Below are 19,659 nucleotides of genomic sequence, written 5' to 3'. Positions count from 1 at the left end.
CCGACATTCCACAGCCGGGACGTGAACAACAGGGAGCGCGGCGGCGAGCTCAGCGCCTGCCGGGCAGGAAACGACGCACCATGCCCAGCGCCGGCGTCAGCTCCGGCGCGCGCAGAAGCGCGAGCACCCCGACGTACACGCCCAGCACCACGACGCCGATCACCACCGTGCCGAGAGCACCGAGGAACCGGTCGGACACCGTCCACCCGTCGACCCCGCCCAGGAGGAGGAACACCCCCCAGCCGACGGCCGCCGCGGGAAGGGCGGCGAGAGCGAACCGGCCGAGCGACAGCATCCATCCCCGCACGTGGATGTCGCCGACTCGTCGCCGCAGCAGCAGCGTGGCGATGATGACCTGCACGAGGCTCGCGAACGACTGTCCGAGGGCGACGGCGGCCGCGAGACTTTCGAGGGGGAGGATGCCGGCCTCGTACGCCGCGCGCGCCGCCCACGCCGTCGCAACGACGATCCCGCACTGGAACAGGGTGAAGAAGAACGGGGTCCGGGTGTCGTTGTAGGCGTAGAACGTGCGCTGGATGGTGAACAGCACCGCGAGCGGCACGAGCCCGACGAGATAGGCCAGCAGCACCCAGGCCGCCTCGACGGCGTCGCCGGCGGAGTTGGTGAAGATCCGGGAGGCGGGCACGGCGGCGACCGCGACGGCAGCGGTTGCGACCACGATGAAGAAGCCGAGGGTGCGGATGCTGCGCCCGACGTCGGCGCGCACCTCGGCCTCGCGGCCTGCGGCCGCGTGCTCGCTGAGCTGGGTGAAGTACGGCGTCCCGATCGAGATGACGATGATCGAGTACGGCAGCATGAAGATCAGCCACGCGTTGGCCATGACGGTCAGCGACGCGCCGGCACCCGACGCCTCGGAGACCACACGGGTCTGCACGAGACCGGCGAGCTGCCCCGCGAGCACCATGAGGAACGTCCAACCGGCAAGACGCCCGACCTGACCGAGGCCGACGCCGCGCCAAGAGAAGTCAGGACGGATGCGGATGCCGGTGCGCCGCCAGAACGCCAGCAGCAGCACCGCCTGCACCACGATGCCGAGGGTGGCGGTGCCGCCGAGGACGGCCACCCTTGTGGCGTCCCACTCGCTCACGAACTCGAGGTTGGAGCCGAACACGGCGATGAAGACGCCGAATCCGACGATGGAGATGACGTTGTTGACGATCGGCGCCCACGTGAACGGCCCGAACACGCGGCGGGCGTTGAGGGTCTCGCCGACGAGCGCATACAGGCCGTAGAAGAAGATCTGCGGCAGACACCAGTAGGCGAAGGCCGTGGCGAGGGCGAGCTGATCGGCGGTGAAGCCGTCGGCGTAGAGCGCGATCAGCCACGGGGCGACGAGGAGGGCGATCGCCGTGGTGACGAGGAGCACGACGGTGCCGAGGGTGAACAGCTTGGAGATGAAGCGCTGTCCGCCGTCGGTGTCGGTGCTGGCCCGGACGATCTGCGGCACGATCACAGCGGTGAGGATGCCGGTGGAGATGATCGCGTAGATGTTGTTCGGGAGCTGATTGGCGATCGTGAAAGCATCGGCGGCTTTGCTGCCGACCGAACCGATCGCCGCGACGAGCACGATGGTGCGCAGGAGCCCCGTCACCCGCGAGACGATCGTTCCCGCTCCGATGAGGACGCTTGCGCGCCCGATGCCGCTCACGCGGCCCCGCCCGCGGCATCCGCGGCCTTACGCCGGTGAAGGCGTCGGACCGTGCGGATCACCCCGATGACGAGGAAGAGCCCGACGAATGCCGCCAGCACGATCAGTCCGATCGACTCCCACTCGGCGCTGACGACGACCTCGACCGACTGCGTCTGTCCGATCGGCTCGAGAGTGGGGCTTCGCAGCTGAAGGTCGACCTGCACCTCGCCGTTGCCCAGCCGTGCTTGAACGGGGATCTCGACGCGGGCGTTCGATCCGGCGGGAACCGAGAAGGCCGTCACCTCCTGCACGTCGAGGCGTACATCGTCAGGGGCCGCCCGCAGCTCGAGGTTCACCGGCCACGGCAGGTCGTTGCGCACCCAGGGACGCAGCGCCGAGTCGGCGCTGATGAGCTGCGTGGTGCTCGGCGGCAGCATCTCCACCGACGCGAGGGTCTCCTCGGTCGCGGTGCGGTGCTCGGTGACCGCGAGGGTGCGAGCGGCGGGCGTGGCCAGCCACGACACCCCGAGAAGCTGGAGCAGCTCAGCGCGCTCGGGTCCTGTGAGCAGCTGGGGGTCGTCCATGATGCTCGAGAACCGGCCGATGCGGGCTTCATCGTCGATCAGGGCAGATGTCGCCCCCGCGCGCTCGGCTTCGAGGGCGGCCTCATCGTCGGTGAGGGAGACGAGCTCGGTCGTGGTCGGTGGCACGGCGATGAGACCCGGAAGGGAGAGGGCGGTCACGCCGGGCGCCTCGAGCGCCGCGGCGATCGCGGTGTCGAGGGCGACGTAGGAGCGGGCCGACGACCGGTCGAAGGCCACCATGAGGGCCGCTCCGGGCGCGTCGGCCTTGGCGAACGCGAGCTCGGCGCTCGCCGTGGCGAGTTCGGCGCCCCGCAGCACGGCGTCGTCGAGGAGCGAGGCGGTCTGCAGCGCGTCGGAGAGTCGGCTGTCATAGACGAGGACGCCCGCCCCGCCCGCATCTCCTCGTGCCGGCACGGCCGCGCCACCCGAGCCGGCGGCGGTGCGGTCGGAGGGCACGAGCGTGAGGGCCGGCGAGCTCTCGGTGCCGAGCGGCGCGAGTCCGGCGACGGTGTCGGGTGCGACCGCGTCGCCGGCGGGCCAGTACACCGCCTCGCGCGCGTTGCCGATCGACAGCAGCTCGGCGAGGTCGGGGTAGACGGGGGCGGAGGGGTCGACGGGCGCCGATGGGGTGGCGGACGGCGTGGCGGAGCCCGCTCCGGGCGTCGCGGTGCCTGCTCCCGGGGTGGATGCCTGGCCGCTCGGCGCACCGGACGGGCCGTTCGCGCCGGCACTGTCGTCAGTGCCGTCCTCCACGGGCTCGTCGTCGCCCGGGGCGAAGTCGTCGGCGTCCATGTACGACAGCAGCGACGTCGGCTGAAGCGGCACGGTGAGCCCAGCACGCAGCTGAGTGGCCACATCGGCGTCGCCGAACTGGGTTGCGAATCGGGAGTTCGGCAGTGACAGCAGGCGGTCGAGCCACTCGACGGCCTGCTCAGGGGCACTGTCGCCGAGAACGCGGATGCTGGCGGGAATGGCCGGATCGATCGCGAGGATGGCCGCGGTCCCTTCGACGCCGGTGAGCTGCGCGTCGAGATCGCCGCCGGGGGCGGTGAGGGTGGAGAGCTCGTCGGCCGTGAGAAGCCCGCCCGAGAGCGCGGGGGCGGTGATCGGCACCACGGCGGCCACGGCGGCGGTGGCGGCGGGATCGGGCACGACGATGACGCTGCGGGCCTCGAGCTCGCCCTCAGGGCCCGCGACGCGGGCGGCGACCGGGTAGACACCGGGGGCCTTCCCGGCGAGGACGGCGTCATCGGCGGCGACCGTGACGGCGACCGTCTGCCGAGCGCCGGACGCCACCGGCTCGACCTGTGCCCCTCCGGCCTCCTGCACGGTGGCGCCGTCCGTGCCCCCGAGCCACGCGTCGAGCGCGGCGCGGTTCGGCAGTGCCTCGAGTCCGACCGAGAGGACGGCCTCGGCCCCGGCGGTGGGGAGCTCGGTGCCGTTGTCGACGGTCACCGAGGCGGTGAGCGACTGACCGGGAGCCACCACGCCGCCTCCGATGGGAGCGAGGCGGAGCGCCACCTCGCCCGAGAGCGTGGGGGTGTCCGACGGGATCGGCGTCGGAGCGGGGGTGGCTGCGGTACGCCCCTGCGTCGCCGATACGGGCTCCGCGACAGCCGAGGCGGTCGCGCTCGTCGGGGCTCCCACCAGCGCCAGCAGGGTCACGAACGCGGCGACCGCCGCGCTCCAGTGGGCGCGCGTGCCGCGTCGGGATCTCGCCCGCGACTCGGAGGGGCTCAGCGTCATAGATAGTCGCCCCGGGAGTCGCTGTGTGCGACCGAAGACCCGCGGCCGGGTGTGATTCTACGGTCCGGGCCTTCGAGGTTGCCGATGCCCTTCCGCGCATCGTCTGATCGGTCGCGCGCGCACCGGCTGATCGCATGGCTCGAGGGTGAATCGGACGATCGGCTTGAATGGGCAGATGCCACTCCCCGGATCCCGCCCGAGCGTCGCGCCGCTTCCCGAGCCCGACCCGGTGCGCTGCCGGTCGCTCGCCGACGACCTGCGTGCCGCCGGCTTCACATCCGAGGCCCTCCGCGGCGCGTGGGGACCGACGGCCGATACCGCCATCGCCCGGGGTCTGCGGGGCCCCGCGGTGGCAGCCCTCGGTGACCGGACCGATCCACTCGCCGTGCTCGGGCGCCTCTTCGTGCTCGGCGTCGCCGAGCGGGCGGGCCGCGTCGCGGCATCCGTCCCCCGCACCGGCATCGAGGGACTGGTCGCTCTCGGGCTGGTGAAGACGACGGACGAATCGGATGCCGCGGTGCAGCCGCTCGCGATCATCCGCCCCCAATCGTTCGTCGACGAGCACGGCGAGGGCGAATGGTGGATCGCCAGCGACCTCGACGAGGCGGCCCTCGCGGGTCCGCTCGCGGAGGGCCATGTGCTCGGGGTCGGCGGCGCGTCACAGACGCTCGCGCGCTTGCAGCTGCCGGGCGATGCCGTTCACGGCGGCGAGCGCGGGCTCGATCTCGGTACCGGCTGCGGCATCCAGGCTCTTCGGCTCCGGCGCGGGGTGCGCCGGGTGGTGGCGACCGACATCTCGGCGCGCGCCCTCCGCTTCACCCGCCTGAATGCGCTTCTGAACGATGTCGCCGAGGTGGAAACCCGGGCCGGCAGCCTCTTCGACCCCCTCGAGCCGGGCGAGCAGTTCGAGCGGATCGTCTCGAACCCGCCCTTCGTCATCACCCCCCGCGTCGAGGGGGTGCCGGCCTACGAGTACCGCGACGGCGGGCTCGTCGGCGATGCCCTCGTCGCCGAGGTGGTCACCGGGCTCGGGGTGCATCTCGCTCCCGGCGGCGTCGCGCAGCTGCTCGGCAACTGGGAGTACCGCGATGGTCAGGACGGTCTCGATCGGGTTCGCGGCTGGGTGGCAGACGCGCCCGTGGCCCTCGACGCCTGGGTGATCGAGCGCGAGCGCCTCGACCCCTTGGCGTATGCGGAACTGTGGATCCGCGACGGAGGGACGGCCCCCGGAACGCCGGAGTACGCCCGACTGATGGAGGCGTGGCTCGACGACTTCGCCCGCCGCGGGGTCACCGAGGTCGGATTCGGCTACATCCTGCTGCACCGGCCCCCGTCGTGGCGGGTCACGCTCGAGCGGTACGAGCGGGTCCGCGGCACGGCCGAGGCCACCGGTGCCGATCTCGCCGCCTCGCTCGCGGCGCATGCACAGCTCGTGTCGCTCGGCGACGGACCCGCCGGTGACGCCGCGCTCGCGGCATCCGTTCTCCGGGTCGCGCCCGACGTGACGGAGGCCCGCCACCACCGCCCCGGCGAAGAGGCGCCCACCGTCATCGAGCTGCACCAGGGGGGAGGGTTCGGGCGGGTCGTGCCCGTCGACCCCGCGCTCGCCGCCCTCGTCGGCGCGAGTGACGGCGATCTGGCTGTCGGACCCCTCGTCGACGCGATCGCCGAATTGCTCGAGGTCGACCCGGTCGCCTTGCGCGCAGACCTGCTTCCCCGGGTGCGGGAGCTGCTGTTCACCGGCTTCCTCCGGTTCGCCGACTAAGTCGGCGGATATCGTGGAAGCCATGCTCAACATGGCCGAGGGTCTTGCGCGCCTGAGCGCGCTCGCCGCATCACCGGTCGTGTCGACCCTCGCCGCCGCGTTCGACGCCGCCGGCCGCGAGCTGTCGATCGTGGGGGGACCGGTGCGCGACGCGTTCCTCGGGCGGCGCACGAACGACCTCGACTTCACCACCGATGCGTCGCCCGACGACATCCTGCGGATCGTGATGCCCATCAGCTCCACGCAGTGGGATATCGGGCGCGCCTTCGGCACGATCGGCGCGAAGGTGCAGGGCGAGAGCGTGGAGATCACGACCTACCGCGCCGACAGCTACGACGGCGTCACCCGCAAGCCCACCGTCGAATTCGGCGACACTCTCGACGGTGATCTCGCACGGCGCGACTTCACGGTGAACGCGATGGCGCTCCGGGTGCCTTCGTGCACCCTGGTCGACCCGACCGGCGGTGTCGAAGACCTCGTCGGTCGGCGGCTGCGCACTCCCGGCGACCCGCGGGTGAGTTTCGGCGATGACCCGCTCCGGATGCTGCGGGCCGCCCGATTCGCGTCGCAGCTGGCGTTCGACGTCGACGCCGACACCGTGGCGGCGATGGCCGAATTGCGCGACACCCTCTCGATCGTGAGCCCTGAGCGGATTCAGGGCGAGCTGGTGAAGTTGCTGCAGACCGATGACCCGGCGCGCGGCATCCGTCTTCTCGTCGAGACCGGGCTGATCGACCTCTTCCTCCCCGAGGTGCCGGCACTGCGCCTCGAGATCGACGAGCACCATCACCACAAGGACGTCTACGAGCACTCGCTGACGGTGCTGCGTCAGACGATCCAGCTCGAGCAGGAGCGGTTCCCGGATGCCGCACCCGACGTGCCGCTGCGCCTGGCGGCGCTGCTGCACGACATCGGCAAGCCCGCGACGAGGCGGCTCGAGCCCGGCGGCGGCGTCACCTTCCACCATCACGACGTGAAGGGTGCGCGCATGGCGCGCAAGCGCCTCCAGTCGCTGCGATTCGACAGCGACACCATCGCCACGGTGACCCGGTTGATCGAGCTGCACCTGCGCTTCTTCGGCTACGCCGAAGGCGCGTGGACCGATTCGGCCGTGCGGCGATACGTGCGCGACGCCGGCGCCGAGCTCGAGCGGCTGCACATCCTCACCCGGGCCGACGTCACCACCCGCAATCGCCGCAAGGCGGCGCGGCTCGCCTCGGCGTACGACGACATCGAGAACCGCATCGCCGCCCTCCGCGAGCAGGAGGAGATCGACGCGGTGCGCCCTGAGCTCGACGGCAATCGCATCCAGGCGGTGCTCGGCATCCGCCCCGGCCGCGAGGTCGGCGAGGCGTACCGGTTCCTCCTCGACCTGCGTCTCGACGAGGGGGTGCTCGGCGAGGAGGAGGCCGAGCGGCGCCTCCGCGCCTGGTGGGCGGCCCGTTCGGCCTGACGCGTCAGGCGCCGCGCGAGCGCTTCGGGGTGCCCGGCGCGTAACCCGGCGAGTATCGCGGACAGGATCTGACCGGGTCAGCGCGGATGCTGGTGGCGAGGAAAGAGAGAGCCATGCTGCGAGGATTCGCCACCATCAGCTAGGACGCCGACGATCTCGAGGCCGCGCGCGCCTGGTACGCGAACGTGCTCGGTATCGAGCCGTACTACACCGTGCCTGGATACGTCGAATTCCGGGTCGGCGATGATGAACACGAGCTCGGCATCATCGACGGTCAGTACCGACCGCCGATGCCCGAAGGCCCCGCGGGCGCCGTCATGCAGTGGGCCGTGGACGACGTCGACACATCCCTCGCGTCGCTTCTTGATCTCGGCGCGCAGCTGTACCAGCCGGTCATGGACCGCGGAGAGGGATTCCGTACCGCGGTGGTGGTCGACCCCTTCGGCAACCTCCTCGGGATCATGGAGAACCCTCACTATCTCCAGATCCTGGCGCGCGATCGGGGGGAGTGAGAGCAGCTGCCCGCCGCGACGATGCGCGGACGTACACTGGCGGCAACCGCTCGCTGACGAACGGAGCCGGCGTGACATCGTCGTGGTCGTCGCGCCGCGAGGTCTCGCCCGAGACCACGCGGCTGCTGATCGAGCGCGCGCACGAAGAACTGCTCGCCGGCAACGCCGCTGACCGCCGACTCGACGATGTGCGCCCACTCGTGCGCGAGTCATGGCGCCGTTCGCTTCAGGGTCTCGTCGGAGCCGAGGACCTTCCGCCGCTCGACCTCGACGCCGATGCGCTCGAGGAGTACCGGCGCAGTCATCCGCTCGGGTCGGTCATCGACATGGTGCGCGGGCTGCTGCTCCCCGGCGGCGCCGCCGAGTCGGGGGTCATCGTCGCGGTCGGTGACGCCGCCGGCCGGCTCATCTGGGTCGACGGCGATCACCGCATCCGGACGCTCACCGGAGACATGGGCTTCGTCGCGGGCGCGAACTGGTCGGAGGATGCGGTGGGCACCTCCGCCCCCGGCACCGCCCTCGCCCTCGACCGCTCGGTGCAGATCCACGGCGCCGAGCACTTCAACCGCCTCGTGCAACCGTGGTCGTGCACGGCGGCTCCGGTGCACGACCCTGAGACACGGCGCCTCCTCGGGGTGATCGACGTCACCGGCGGGCCCGAAGCCGCGACACCGCAGGCGCAGCTGTTGGTGGATGCCGCGGCTCGAGCCATCGAGGGCGAGTTGCTCATCGCTCGGCTGCGCGAGCGGGCGGCACCGTCGCATCCGTCCCCCTCCCCGCGCCCGCGCCCGCGGTCGCGCACCGCCGGCCCGACACCCATCCGGGCCACCCTGCGCGTGCTCGGACGCGACCGGGCGCTCTTGGAGGTCGGCGCCGGTGACAGCGAGAACGTCGCCGAAGTGAGCGGCCGTCACGCCGAGTTGCTGCTGCTCCTCGCCATCCACCGGCAGGGCCTCTCGGCCGAGCGCCTGAGCGAGCTCGTCTACGGCGATGCCGAATCGGTCGTCACGCTTCGCGCCGAGATGGTGCGGCTGCGCAAGATGCTGGAGAAGATCTCGCCCGACCTCGTCCCCGCGTCACGTCCGTACCGTCTGACGACGGCCGTCGAGACCGACGCGCACCACCTTCTGTCGCTGCTCGACCGCGGCGCCCACCGGGTGGCCCTGTCGGCGTATCGAGGCGAGGTGCTGCCCGATTCGATCGCGCCGGGGGTGGAGGAGTTCCGCGACACGGTCGCCTCGACCCTGCGCGAAGCGCTGCTCGCCGAGGCGTCCGTCGAGGTCCTCCTCGCTTACGCCGACACCGTTGCGGGTGCCGACGACGTCGAGGTGCTGCGCCTGTGCCTTTCGATGCTGCCGCCGCGCTCGCCGAAACGGGCGGCCCTCGTCGCTCGGGTCGCGCAGCTCGAGGAGTGAGCTCGCAACCGGATGCAACCTCCGCTGACCTAGCGTCGGGGCACGCGACGACGACCTGTCGCGAACCTGTCGAAGGAGACATCCATGACCATCGTCGAAGAAGGCGTGTCGAGCATCTACGCCGCCCCCGGCCAGCGCGGCGCCCTGGCCGCTTACCGACCCCGGTACGGCCACTACATCGGGGGCGAGTTCGTCGAGCCGATCAAGGGCCAGTACTTCGAGAACATCTCGCCCGTCAACGGCAAGCCCTTCTGCGAGGTGGGGCGCGGCACCTCCGAAGACATCGACCGGGCGGTGGATGTCGCGTGGCGGGCGTTCGAGGGCTGGAAGCGGACGACGCCGGCCGAGCGCGCTGTGATCCTCAACAAGATCGCCGACCGCATCGAGGAGAACCTCGAGAAGATCGCCGTCGCCGAGACGTGGGAAAACGGCAAGCCCGTCCGCGAGACGCTCGCCGCCGACATCCCGCTCGCCGTCGACCACTTCCGCTACTTCGCCGGTGTGCTGCGGGCACAGGAGGGCTCGCTCAGCCAGCTCGACGAAGACACCGTCGCCTATCACTTCCACGAACCTCTGGGTGTGGTCGGGCAGATCATCCCCTGGAACTTCCCGATCCTCATGGCGACGTGGAAGCTCGCTCCGGCCCTCGCCGCGGGCAACTGCGTCGTGCTGAAGCCGGCGGAGCAGACCCCGGCATCCCTGCTGTTCCTGTTCGAGATCATCGGCGATCTGCTGCCGGCGGGGGTGGTGAACATCGTCAACGGCTTCGGCATCGAGGCGGGGGCGCCGCTCGCGCAGCACAAGCGCATCCGCAAGGTCGCCTTCACCGGCGAGACCACCACCGGGCGCCTCATCATGCAGTACGCGTCGCAGAACCTCATCCCGGTCACGCTGGAACTCGGGGGCAAGAGCGCCAACGTCTTCTTCGAGGACGTCGCCCGTTCCACCGATGACGCCTACTACGACAAGGCGCTCGAGGGCTTCACGTTCTTCGCGCTCAACCAGGGCGAGGTCTGCACCTGTCCGTCGCGTGCGCTGATCCAGCGCTCGATCTACGACCGCTTCCTCGGAGACGGGCTCGACCGGGTGTCGAAGATCGTGCAGGGGAATCCCCTCGACCCGGCGACGATGATCGGCGCGCAGGCGTCGAACGACCAGCTGGAGAAGATCCTGTCGTACATCGACATCGGGAAGGCCGGCGGTGCGAAGCTGCTCACCGGCGGCGAGCGCGTCGACCTCGGCGGCGACCTGTCCGAGGGCTACTACGTCGCGCCCACGGTCTTCGAGGGGACGAACGACATGCGGATCTTCCAGGAGGAGATCTTCGGTCCCGTCGTCTCGGTCACCTCGTTCGACGACTTCGACGACGCGATCCACATCGCCAACGACACCCTCTACGGCCTGGGCGCCGGGGTGTGGAGCCGTTCGGGCGACATCGCCTACCGCGCGGGCCGCGCGATCGAAGCCGGCCGGGTCTGGACGAACACCTACCACCAGTACCCCGCGCACGCGGCGTTCGGCGGATACAAGCAGTCGGGCATCGGTCGCGAGAACCACCTGAAGATGCTCGACCACTACCAGCAGACGAAGAACCTGCTGGTGTCGTACGCCGAAGGCGCGATGGGCTTCTTCTGAACCCGGCGGCGTCTCGTCTCGCCGCTTCGCGGCTCGCTCAACGACCGGTCCCCCGCCCAGTCGTTGAGCGAGCGCAGCGAGACGAAACGCCCGAAAGGAGAGATCGATGAGCGAACCGAAGCCGCACAGCCGCGTGGCCGTCACCGACGCGGCGGCGAGCCTGCTGCGCACCCTCACCGCGCAGCACGGCCCGCTGATGTTCCATCAGTCGGGAGGATGCTGCGACGGCAGCGCACCGATGTGTTACCCGGTCGGCATGTTCCTCATCGGTCCCAGCGACGTGCACCTGGGCTCGCTCGAGGTGGGGCTCGACGAGCCGATCGAGGTCTACATCTCCGAGGCGCAGTTCGAGTACTGGAAGTACACCCACCTCACCATCGACGTGGTGCCCGGCCGGGGCGCGGGCTTCAGCGTCGAGGGGCCGACCGGCCACCGTTTCATCATCCGCTCCCGCATGCTCGTGGACGCCGAACTGGAGGCGTTCGGTCTCGCCCCGTCGGCCTGATCGCGGCACCGAGCCCCGCCCTCGCCGGTCTCATCCGCGAGAGTGCATCGGCGCGCCGAGAATGCGGGTGAACCCCGCGCTCTCGGCGCCCAGGTGCACTCTCGGCGAGCGGATGGGCGTCAGGTGTTGTCGCGGAGGTCGCGCGCGAAGTCGGTGATGCGCAGGCGCAGCGCCTCCATCCGGCGCGCCCGGGCCGCCTCGACGTCGAAGCCGAGATAGGCGGGCGGCGGCAGCCGGCGGACGTTCTGCGAGCACTCGAAGTGTTCGCAGACGAGCGTTCCGACTGTGTTGCCGTTGCGCCCCGCGCGCCCGGCGCGCTTCGCGCTGAAGAGCACGACCTCGTTCGGAAGGGTCACGTCCTCGCACCATGCACACTGGGTGCGAGCGAGCGTGCGCTGTTCGGTCTGGCGGAGGACGATCCCGATGAGGTCGTCGTCGACGGGGATCACCGCGTAGGCGGCAAGCGGCGTCTTCGGCGGACGCCAGCCGAGGAAGTCGCGTTCGGCCCAGTCGATCTCCGCGAGATCGGGCATGACGACGGCGGCGCGTTCGCGCTGCGAGGCGTTGACGAAGGACGCGCGGATGTCCTTCTCGGTGAGTGCGTGCATAGTCACGGCTTTCGTGTGCGGCTCGCTCGAGCGAGCGGAATCGGATGCCGCGGGCAGACCGCCCGCGAAGAAGAGGCGTCGGCGCCGCTTCTTCGCGGCGCGCACGACTACCTCCGCTCGGCGCACAGAGCGCCGGCGACCTCCTCACGCCCCGCGGGCGTCACACGAATCTGCACCGCAATACCCTAACCCCGGCCTCGGCCGGACGCTCCGGGAGCATGCGACTTCTCGGGTCGGTCGCAACCACGGGGGTCGGGGCCGACTCGCCGCGCCGCGGCATCCCTCCCACGGCGTTGTCCGCCATCCCCGCGGTCGCGCGCAGCGCCGATCTGCCGCTGCGCCCGGGTTCAGCTCGGAACGACGACCGCGCGCCCTCGCACCGTGCCCTCGTGGAGCCTCCGGTAGGCGGCGACAGCGTCGTCGATGCCGTAGCGCTCGACGTGCACCGAGACCTCGCCGACCCGGGCGAGGTCGAACACCTCCTGCAGCTCCGACCGTGTTCCCCAGTACGGCGCCCGGACGGCCGCGCCGAACGGTGTGGAGAAGAACCCCGTGGGGAGCACCCCGCCGCCGATCCCGACGATGTGGATGTACCCGTCGATCGCGACGACCTCACGCGACATGTCCAGCGTCGGCTGCGCACCGACGAAGTCGAAGACCGCCTCCGCTCCGCGTCCGCCGGTCAGCTCGCGGATGCGCACCGCCGTGTCCGGCCCCGACACCAGCGTCTCGTGCGCGCCGACCTCGGCGGCCAGGGCGAGCTTGTCGTCGTTGAGGTCGACGGCGATGACGTGAGCGGCCGAGATCGCACGGAGGATCTGGATGCCCACGTGCCCGAGACCGCCTGCCCCGATCACCACCGCCGTGGCGCCCGGGTAGAGCTTGTGCTGTGCGGCTCGGATCGCGTGGTACGGCGTCAGGCCGGCATCCGTCAGCGACACGAACTCGACCGGATCGAGATCGCCGAGCGGCACCAGGTGACGCGGATCGTCGACGATCATGTACTCGGCCATGGCGCCGGGGGCCCCGAGCCCGGGAGGGGCGATGCCGAGGTCGGCGGCGTTCGGGCAGTAGTTCTCCGCGCCCTGCGCGCAGGCGTGGCAGAGGCCGCATCCCCAGGGGCCGTACACCGCGTACGCGCCGCCGACCTCGACTCCCGAGACACCGTCGCCGAGCTTGTCGACGATGCCGGCGCCCTCGTGACCGAGCGTGAGCGGAAGGCCGTAGATGTACTGCTCCTCGGGCAGATCCATGAGGAACCAGTCGGAGTGGCAGAGCCCGGCCGCCGTCACCTTCAGCCGGATCTCGCCGGGCCCCGGCTCGGGAACGTCGATCTCGACGACCTCGGGCCCCCTTCCGATCTCGCGATACTGCACGGCCTTCATGGCGCCTCCTTGCTCGAGGTGGTCTCTTCACCCCCACTCTCCGCCGTCGCGGGACTCCCCACCACCCCTTCTCCCGCTGAGTGCACCCGAGAACGGGAGAAGGTGGACACCCGCGGGTCAGCGGAAGAACAGGCCGAGGAATCCCGTCTGACCGATGAGCCAGAACAGCCCGATCACGCCGAAGACGATGATTGCGACCCACGGCACCCCGCGCTTCAGGCGCCGCCCGGGGGCGGCGACCCCGGGCGGAGGACGCAGCGCCGCCGGCGGCACCGCGAACGGGACGGCGGTCGCGGCGGGTGCCGACGATCCGGACGGGGGGAGAGCGGATGCTGCGGCCGCAGCGTGGGCAGCATGCGCGGCCGCGTCGCCGAGTCTCTCGTCGCGCCAGCGCGCCCACTGGGCGAGTTTGTCGAGCAGGGCACCGACGACGGAGAACAGCCAGGCCCAGGTGGCGGGGTCGAGGGTGGAGAAGTCGCGTTTGGCGTAGAGGAAGAGCCAGTCGTCGACGATCTCGACGTCGAGAGCGGCGGCGTTGTCGATGAACCGGGCCATGATGTCGGGAGTGAACAGGTAGAGGGCGTCGCGCTCGTAGCCGGCCGGGCAGAAGAGGGAGAAGTAGCGGTCGAAGTCGCCCTCGAGACCGAGACGCTGATCTCGGTCGAAGGTGAGCGGCAGGTTCGATCCGAACAGTCCGTTGTTGCCGGTGGCGTCGAGGACGATGTGCGGCAGCGGCACGTCGAGCTTCACGGCCACGTAGCCCCACTTGTGGGTGGTCTGGTTCTTTCCCGACCCGGTGACGTAGCGGTAGTTCGCGAACTCCACGAACCGGGGCCGGTCGCCGCGCACCAGGTCGGTCGACTGGCGCGACCGTCCCTGGGAGAAGATCATGCCGGGAAGGCCGGGCGAGCCGAACTGCGGCACGTAGGTCATGCCGTTCGCCCGGGCGAACCCGTCGAGGCGGTACCAGCGCTCGGCGGAGCCCTGCACCGCACGGATGATGAGCACGATCGCCAGCGCGATCGCTCCGATCACGAACACCGTCGGCACGAGCGCGGCGACCGCAGCCGCGAGGCCGTTGCTCTGCGCCAGCGCGAACACGATCCCCGCGATCACACTGAGGAACGACGACCCCACGATCAGCAGCACCACGCCGGCGACGACGAATCCGATGATCGCCTGCGGCGAGCCGAACATGCTGGTGACGCGGCCCTCTGCGCGAAGGCGCCTCGCGAACTCCCGCACCGCTCGCCCGTCGACCGGCTGCACGAGCGGGCCGGCGTCGAACGGGTACGACCTTCTCATCACCCCATCCCGCGGTGCCGTCATCGGTTCACCTCATCGCCGCCCCACGACAGGTCGGCGCCTTCGTCGATCGACCATGCTTCCAGGCACGCGTCGGTGCACACCGCGCGGATCGCCGCAGCCGAGCCTGCGATCAACGTGGAGTCGGCGTCGACCTCGGTCGCGAGGACCCAGGCATGGTCGGCCGGCCACACAAGACTCGGCGACAGAGCGGATGCCGCGCCGCCGGGCGCCTCCAGCGCGGTGTCGCGCCACGGCACCTGCCACGGCCACGCCGGGTCGGCCAGCAGGGTGAGGTCGGCGTGGAACAGCACGTGGTCGCGGTTCGGCAGACGCAGGCGTGCGCCGCGAGACACCTCGTCGTCGAGGATGCCCGGCTGCCACGAGGGCTTCCGGAACACGTCGTTGAACTGGTCGCGCGCGGATGTCGCGAGGAAGTTCGCGTGCCGATCAGTCGTCGGATCGATGGCCTCGCCGGCGGCGGTGAAGAGCACGCGCGATGGACCGTATCCGAGGTGTCCGACGAGCCCACCCCATCCCTCCCACAGCGCGACGAACCCGTCGGCCGGGGTGGTGGTGTGTGCGAGCAGCGTCCGGGTCGCGGCGGCGACGAGGTCGCTGGGAAGCTCACCCGTCGGCGGATCGGAGTAGCGCCAGCCCGCGGCATCCCTCGGCCCGTCCTCACCCTCGACCTCACGGGAGCCGACGACGCCGTGCCACTGCGCCTGGGCGTGCATGGTGGTGCCGAAGGCCTCGGCCACGGTGGCCCAGCTCACCCGCTCGGCGTCGATCTGCGGTGCGTCGGCCTGGAAGGCCGCCCACTCCCGGTGGTGGCGACCGTAGGGAAGCGGCGGCCAGGAGCGCCCGACGGGGCGATCACGGTCAGCCGGGTGGAAGATGCGCGCATAGGCCTCGTACCCGCGCGGCACCCAGGCGTGCATGGTCGCGCCCCACTCCGGGCCGTCGGCGTCGAGTCGGTCGCGCAGCCAGGCTCCCGCCACGACATCCCCGGTCCATTCCATCGGTGTCCGCGCCACGGCGCCAGGCTACCCGGCGCTCGCGGACATCTCGGCGCGCACGGCGCGCTCCGCCCACCTCAGGTAGGCCTCGTGGGTCCAGCCCGACTGACCGACGAGTTGCTGATACCCCTCGGGGGAGAGGAGGAACGACACGGCGGCCGCGCGGCCCGGTGGATCGGCGGATGAGGGGACGAGGCGGCGTGCGATCAATTCGTCGACGAGCCGACGGTAGTCGGCGGCGCGACGGTCGAGGATGCCCTGCAGCGCTGCCTCGACCACGGGATCGGATGCGGCGGCGCCGAGCAGCACCGTCCACAGGGCGTACCCGCGGGCATTGGCACTTCCGATCTGGCGGATCACCGTGGTGAGGAACACCTCGTCCGGAAGGTCGAGCACGTCGGCGGCGACCTCGGTTTCGGCCAGTGACGGTGCGGCCTCGGTGCCGGCGAACGTGACCTCGAAGGCGGCGATGAGCAGCTCCGCCTTCGACGCCGCGGCCTTGACGGTCTCGGCCGAGACGCCGGCGCGCCGCGCGATCGCGGCGAGGGTCGTGGCCTGATAGCCCTGCGTGGCGAAGAGATCGGCGGCGGCGGCGACGATCTTCCGTCGCGTCTGCATCGCCTGCTGCGCGCGAAGCTCCGAGCGGTAGCTGCGGCCGGCGGCTGAGGGGGGAGACATCTATTGACTAACCTCACGGGGTAGTGAATACTTCCTAGGGTTATCGATTCTACGGGGGAGTCCGCTCATGTCCACCTTTCTCATCACCTGCACACCCGCCCACGGCCACGTCATGCCGCTGCTGCGCATCGCCCGTCACCTCGTCGACCGGGGTGACACCGTGCGCTTTCTCACCAGCCGGCGGTACGCGGCGCAGGTGCAGGCGGCGGGTGCCGAACTCGTCGGGATGACCGACGACGCCGATGTCGATCTCGACCACGCCGATGAGGCCTTTCCCGACCGGGTCGGACTGACGGGGCCCGCTGCGCTGCGCTTCGACATGAGCACCCTCTTCCTCCGACCCGCACCGGCGCAGCTCGCGATGGTGCGCGCGGAACTCGCCGCACACCCGATCGACGCCGTGCTCACCGAACCGCTCTTCCTCGGGTCGGCGCTCGCCCTCCACCTCCCCGACCGTGAGCGGGTGCCGGTGATCGTGCTCGGGATCTTCCCACTCGGGGTTCCCAGCCGCGACACGGCGCCCTTCGGCCTCGGCGTCACGCCGCGAGCGGGGTGGATGGGCCGGGCGCGCAACGCCGCACTGCGCGTGGCCGCTCGGCACGTCATCTTCGGCGGCGTCCAGCGCGAGGCCGACGCGGTCAGCCGGCGCGAGGTGGGCGCGACGTTCGGCGGTCTCTTCCTCGACTGGCCGCGCCACGCGGACGCGATCGCGCAGTTCAGCGTCTCGGCCTTCGAGTACCCGCGCTCGGATCTCGCCCCGAACGTGCACTTCGTGGGGCCGCTGACGCCCGCGGCATCCGACTCCTCTGTTCCCGCCTGGTGGGACGACCTCGACACCGATCGCCCCGTGGTCCACGTCACGCAGGGCACGATCGCCAACAGCGACTTCGATCAGCTCGTCGGGCCGACGCTCGAGGCGCTCGCCGAGCGGGATGTGCTCGTCGTCGTGTCGACGGGCGGTCGTCCGGTCGAGGCGCTCGGGGCCCGGGTGCCGGCGAACGCCCGGGTCGCGCGGTACCTCCCCTACGGCCGTTTGCTCCCTCGGGTCGATGTCATGGTGACCAACGGCGGGTACGGCGGTGTGCAACAGGCCCTCGCCGCGGGGGTGCCGCTGGTGGTCGCCGGTCAGACCGAGGACAAGGTCGAGGTGAGCGCCCGGGTGGGGTGGACGGGGGCCGGGGTCAACCTGCGCACCTCGACGCCGTCGACCGAGGCGGTCGGTCAGGCGGTGGAGCGGGTGCTGGGTGAGCCCTCGTTCCGCGAGCGGGCGCGCTCGCTCGCCGCGGCGTACGCGCGCGCGGACGGACTGGCGGGACTCACCGCGCTGCTGCAGACCGTCGTCCGCCGCCCCGGCGCGCCCGCGTCAACGGGGGTGGCGTCGACGGGGTCGTCGGGATCGTGACACCCGCGCGATCTACACTGTCGCCGTGCCGACACTCGCCGAGGCCCTGACGCGAGGAATCGTCGTGCTCGACGGCGGCCTCGGCACGTTGCTCGAAGCCCACGGTCATGACCTCTCGTCGCACCTGTGGACGGCGCGGCTGCTGCGGGATGACCCCGGCGCCGTACGCCGCGCGCACGAGGCGTACTTCGCCGCCGGCGCGCGGGTGGCGATCTCGGGGTCGTATCAGGTCAGCTACGAGGGCCTCGCGGCGGTGGGGCTGGACCGGAGCGAGGTCGACGCGCTCCTCTCCCGCAGTGTCGAGATCGCTCGGGAGGCACGCGCCGCGGCGGGACTCGAGTCCGGGGAGGCCTGGGTCGCCGCGTCGGTCGGACCATACGGTGCCGCTCGCGCCGACGGCAGCGAGTACACCGGCGGCTACGGGATGACGGTGGCCGAGCTGCGGGCCTGGCACCGCCCGCGCCTCGCGGCGCTGGCCGCGGCGGGTGCCGACGTGCTCGCGGTCGAGACGATTCCCTCTCTGGCCGAGGTGGAGGCGATCTCTGCCGAGCTCGCCGACCTCGACGTGCCGGCGTGGGTGAGCGTCACGATCGGCGACGACGGGATGCTGCGCACCGGTGAGTCACTCGCCGAGGCGGCCGGAATCGCGGCATCCCTCCCCCGACTGGTCGCCGTCGGACTCAACTGCTGCGACCCGCGCGGTGTCGCGGATGCCCTCGGTGTGCTGGGTGCGGCGACGGATGCTCCGCTGCTGGTGTACCCCAACAGCGGAGAGGCGTGGCGGGCGGACGAGCGGCGGTGGTCGGGTGCCGGGCGCTCACTCGCTGACGACGCTACGGCGTGGCGCGACGCCGGCGCGAGCGGCATCGGCGGGTGCTGCCGCGTCGGCCCTGAGGAGATCCGCGCGATCGCGAACGCCCTCGGCTGACCGGCGGAATCGCGCCGCGACCGACCATCCGGTAGCATGGGAGGGTTGTCCGGCTGGGCCTGTGCGCCTGTGAGCCCGTGACGACGTGCACACACCCTCCTGCTACCGGGAAATGCCCGGCAGCCGTTCTAGTCCGAAGGAGGTGGGTAAGTGACGCACACGCACCAGTACGAGCTCATGGTCATCCTGAACCCTGAGATCGACGAGCGCCAGGTCGCCCCGAACCTCGACAAGTTCCTGAAGGTCATCACCAACGCTGATGGCTCGATCGACAACGTCGACATCTGGGGTCGCCGCCGTCTCGCCTACGAGATCCAGAAGAAGACCGAGGGCATCTACGCCGTCGTGAACTTCACCTCGACCAGCGAGGCCGCTCAGGAGCTCGACCGTCAGCTGAAGCTCAACGAGAGCATCATGCGCACCAAGGTCCTGCGTGCCGAAGAGGCACAGGCCATGGTCGCCGCCGAGAAGAAGCGCGCCGACGAGAAGGCCGCCCGCAAGGCTGCCGCTCCCGCCCGGGCCCCGCGCCGCGAGTCGGCTGAAGCGAAGGCGTAACGACGATGGCCGGCGAAACGATCATCACCGTCGTGGGAAACCTCACGGCAGATCCCGAACTGCGCTACACGCAGAACGGCCTGCCCGTCGCGAACTTCACGATCGCATCGACGCCGCGTACCTTCGACCGTCAGGCGAACGAGTGGAAGGACGGCGACGCGCTGTTCCTCCGCGCGAGCGTGTGGCGGGAGTTCGCCGAGCATGTCGCCGGTTCGCTGACGAAGGGCTCCCGCGTCATCGCGACCGGTCGCCTGAAGCAGCGCAACTACCAGGACCGCGAGGGCAACAACCGCACCTCCATCGAGCTCGAGGTCGACGAGATCGGTCCGTCGCTGCGTTATGCGACGGCCCAGGTCACGCGCGCATCGAGCGGTGGCGGCGGCGGCGGAGGCCGTCAGCAGGCGCAGGTGGCGGATGAGCCGTGGGCGACCCCCGGCTCGTCGAACGCCGGCGGCGCCGACGCCTGGAGCACCCCCGGGTCCGCCGCCTACGGCGACGACACGCCCTTCTAAG

At 71.0% G+C, this 19,659-nt stretch carries 17 protein-coding genes; 10 read left to right on the top strand and 7 right to left on the bottom strand.

From position 1 onward, the window contains the following. Positions 1-49: 49 nt before the first annotated feature. Together murJ and DT073_RS02660 are read right to left on the bottom strand one after the other, a co-directional pair. The gene (murJ, locus tag DT073_RS02665; protein ID WP_124291991.1) at positions 50-1,669 is read right to left on the bottom strand and encodes a murein biosynthesis integral membrane protein MurJ; all 1,620 of its coding nucleotides are present in this window, start codon (positions 1,667-1,669) and stop codon (positions 50-52) included. Then, complete coding sequence (locus DT073_RS02660) at positions 1,666-3,981, bottom strand: DUF6049 family protein (RefSeq protein WP_124291990.1); 2,316 nt, start codon at positions 3,979-3,981, stop codon at positions 1,666-1,668. The genes murJ and DT073_RS02660 overlap by 4 nt, the downstream gene beginning before the upstream one ends. Before the next feature lie 175 nt (positions 3,982-4,156). Between DT073_RS02660 and DT073_RS02655 the strand changes: the two genes are divergently transcribed. The 6 genes from DT073_RS02655 (at position 4,157) to DT073_RS02630 (ending at position 11,266) form a co-directional block, all read left to right on the top strand. After that, positions 4,157-5,746: a DUF7059 domain-containing protein gene (locus tag DT073_RS02655; protein ID WP_124291989.1), complete on the top strand. Its 1,590-nt coding sequence runs from the start codon at positions 4,157-4,159 to the stop codon at positions 5,744-5,746. 22 nt (positions 5,747-5,768) lie between these two features. Next, entirely contained in the window at positions 5,769-7,199 is a 1,431-nt protein-coding gene (locus tag DT073_RS02650) for a CCA tRNA nucleotidyltransferase (RefSeq protein ID WP_124291988.1), read from the top strand. A gap of 185 nt (positions 7,200-7,384) precedes the next feature. After that, positions 7,385-7,711 carry a VOC family protein gene (locus tag DT073_RS02645; protein WP_240638703.1) on the top strand — a complete coding sequence of 109 codons (327 nt, stop codon included), beginning with the start codon at positions 7,385-7,387 and terminating at the stop codon, positions 7,709-7,711. A 71-nt stretch (positions 7,712-7,782) separates the two neighbouring features. Beyond that, positions 7,783-9,126: a GAF domain-containing protein gene (locus tag DT073_RS02640; RefSeq protein ID WP_124291987.1), complete on the top strand. Its 1,344-nt coding sequence runs from the start codon at positions 7,783-7,785 to the stop codon at positions 9,124-9,126. An 84-nt stretch (positions 9,127-9,210) separates the two neighbouring features. Beyond that, complete coding sequence (gene exaC / locus DT073_RS02635) at positions 9,211-10,761, top strand: acetaldehyde dehydrogenase ExaC (RefSeq protein WP_124291986.1); 1,551 nt, start codon at positions 9,211-9,213, stop codon at positions 10,759-10,761. 106 nt (positions 10,762-10,867) lie between these two features. Beyond that, positions 10,868-11,266, top strand: coding sequence for a DUF779 domain-containing protein (locus DT073_RS02630; protein WP_124291985.1), 399 nt, complete (start codon positions 10,868-10,870; stop codon positions 11,264-11,266). Positions 11,267-11,385: 119 nt separating this feature from the next. On the opposite strand, the gene DT073_RS02625 is transcribed toward DT073_RS02630, so the two are convergent. The 5 genes from DT073_RS02625 to DT073_RS02605 form a co-directional block, all read right to left on the bottom strand. Next, on the bottom strand, positions 11,386-11,874 hold the full coding sequence (locus DT073_RS02625; RefSeq protein WP_124294309.1) for an FBP domain-containing protein: 489 nt from the start codon (positions 11,872-11,874) through the stop codon (positions 11,386-11,388). 347 nt (positions 11,875-12,221) lie between these two features. Further along, entirely contained in the window at positions 12,222-13,259 is a 1,038-nt protein-coding gene (locus tag DT073_RS02620; protein WP_124291984.1) for an NAD(P)-dependent alcohol dehydrogenase, read from the bottom strand. Between the two features lie 117 nt (positions 13,260-13,376). Continuing rightward, complete coding sequence (locus DT073_RS02615; RefSeq protein ID WP_124291983.1) at positions 13,377-14,588, bottom strand: hypothetical protein; 1,212 nt, start codon at positions 14,586-14,588, stop codon at positions 13,377-13,379. After that, entirely contained in the window at positions 14,585-15,601 is a 1,017-nt protein-coding gene (locus DT073_RS02610; RefSeq protein ID WP_240638702.1) for a hypothetical protein, read from the bottom strand. The genes DT073_RS02615 and DT073_RS02610 overlap by 4 nt, the downstream gene beginning before the upstream one ends. 9 nt (positions 15,602-15,610) lie before the next feature. Next, the gene (locus tag DT073_RS02605; RefSeq protein WP_124291982.1) at positions 15,611-16,261 is read right to left on the bottom strand and encodes a TetR/AcrR family transcriptional regulator; all 651 of its coding nucleotides are present in this window, start codon (positions 16,259-16,261) and stop codon (positions 15,611-15,613) included. 67 nt (positions 16,262-16,328) lie between these two features. Here DT073_RS02605 and DT073_RS02600 point away from each other — a divergent pair, with 67 nt between their 5' ends. From DT073_RS02600 to DT073_RS02585, 4 genes are all read left to right on the top strand, one after another. Next, positions 16,329-17,663, top strand: coding sequence for a glycosyltransferase (locus DT073_RS02600; protein WP_124291981.1), 1,335 nt, complete (start codon positions 16,329-16,331; stop codon positions 17,661-17,663). 25 nt (positions 17,664-17,688) lie between these two features. After that, positions 17,689-18,591 (top strand): homocysteine S-methyltransferase, encoded by a 903-nt coding sequence (mmuM, locus tag DT073_RS02595; protein WP_124291980.1) that lies wholly within the window; start codon positions 17,689-17,691, stop codon positions 18,589-18,591. 177 nt (positions 18,592-18,768) lie between these two features. Beyond that, positions 18,769-19,146: a 30S ribosomal protein S6 gene (rpsF, locus tag DT073_RS02590; RefSeq protein ID WP_235015035.1), complete on the top strand. Its 378-nt coding sequence runs from the start codon at positions 18,769-18,771 to the stop codon at positions 19,144-19,146. 5 nt (positions 19,147-19,151) lie between these two features. Then, the gene (locus DT073_RS02585; RefSeq protein ID WP_124291978.1) at positions 19,152-19,658 is read left to right on the top strand and encodes a single-stranded DNA-binding protein; all 507 of its coding nucleotides are present in this window, start codon (positions 19,152-19,154) and stop codon (positions 19,656-19,658) included. Position 19,659 lies beyond the last annotated feature (1 nt).

This window comes from Microbacterium sp. ABRD28 (assembly GCF_003850245.1).
Lineage (GTDB): Bacteria > Actinomycetota > Actinomycetes > Actinomycetales > Microbacteriaceae > Microbacterium.
Note: the sequence above shows the minus strand (reverse complement) of the source record. Positions and strands in the feature narration are given on the sequence as shown.

Excerpts from the sequence above, each read along its gene's own strand:
- DT073_RS02660 (WP_124291990.1), bottom strand. The coding sequence starts at position 3,981 with ATGACGCTGAGCCCCTCCGAGTCGCGGGCGAGATCCCGACGCGGCACG.
- DT073_RS02655 (WP_124291989.1), top strand. The coding sequence starts at position 4,157 with ATGCCACTCCCCGGATCCCGCCCGAGCGTCGCGCCGCTTCCCGAGCCC.
- DT073_RS02650 (WP_124291988.1), top strand. The coding sequence starts at position 5,769 with ATGCTCAACATGGCCGAGGGTCTTGCGCGCCTGAGCGCGCTCGCCGCA.
- exaC (WP_124291986.1), top strand. The coding sequence starts at position 9,211 with ATGACCATCGTCGAAGAAGGCGTGTCGAGCATCTACGCCGCCCCCGGC.
- DT073_RS02630 (WP_124291985.1), top strand. The coding sequence starts at position 10,868 with ATGAGCGAACCGAAGCCGCACAGCCGCGTGGCCGTCACCGACGCGGCG.
- DT073_RS02625 (WP_124294309.1), bottom strand. The coding sequence starts at position 11,874 with ATGCACGCACTCACCGAGAAGGACATCCGCGCGTCCTTCGTCAACGCC.
- DT073_RS02620 (WP_124291984.1), bottom strand. The coding sequence starts at position 13,259 with ATGAAGGCCGTGCAGTATCGCGAGATCGGAAGGGGGCCCGAGGTCGTC.
- DT073_RS02615 (WP_124291983.1), bottom strand. The coding sequence starts at position 14,588 with ATGACGGCACCGCGGGATGGGGTGATGAGAAGGTCGTACCCGTTCGAC.
- DT073_RS02605 (WP_124291982.1), bottom strand. The coding sequence starts at position 16,261 with ATGTCTCCCCCCTCAGCCGCCGGCCGCAGCTACCGCTCGGAGCTTCGC.
- DT073_RS02600 (WP_124291981.1), top strand. The coding sequence starts at position 16,329 with ATGTCCACCTTTCTCATCACCTGCACACCCGCCCACGGCCACGTCATG.
- rpsF (WP_235015035.1), top strand. The coding sequence starts at position 18,769 with ATGGTCATCCTGAACCCTGAGATCGACGAGCGCCAGGTCGCCCCGAAC.
- DT073_RS02585 (WP_124291978.1), top strand. The coding sequence starts at position 19,152 with ATGGCCGGCGAAACGATCATCACCGTCGTGGGAAACCTCACGGCAGAT.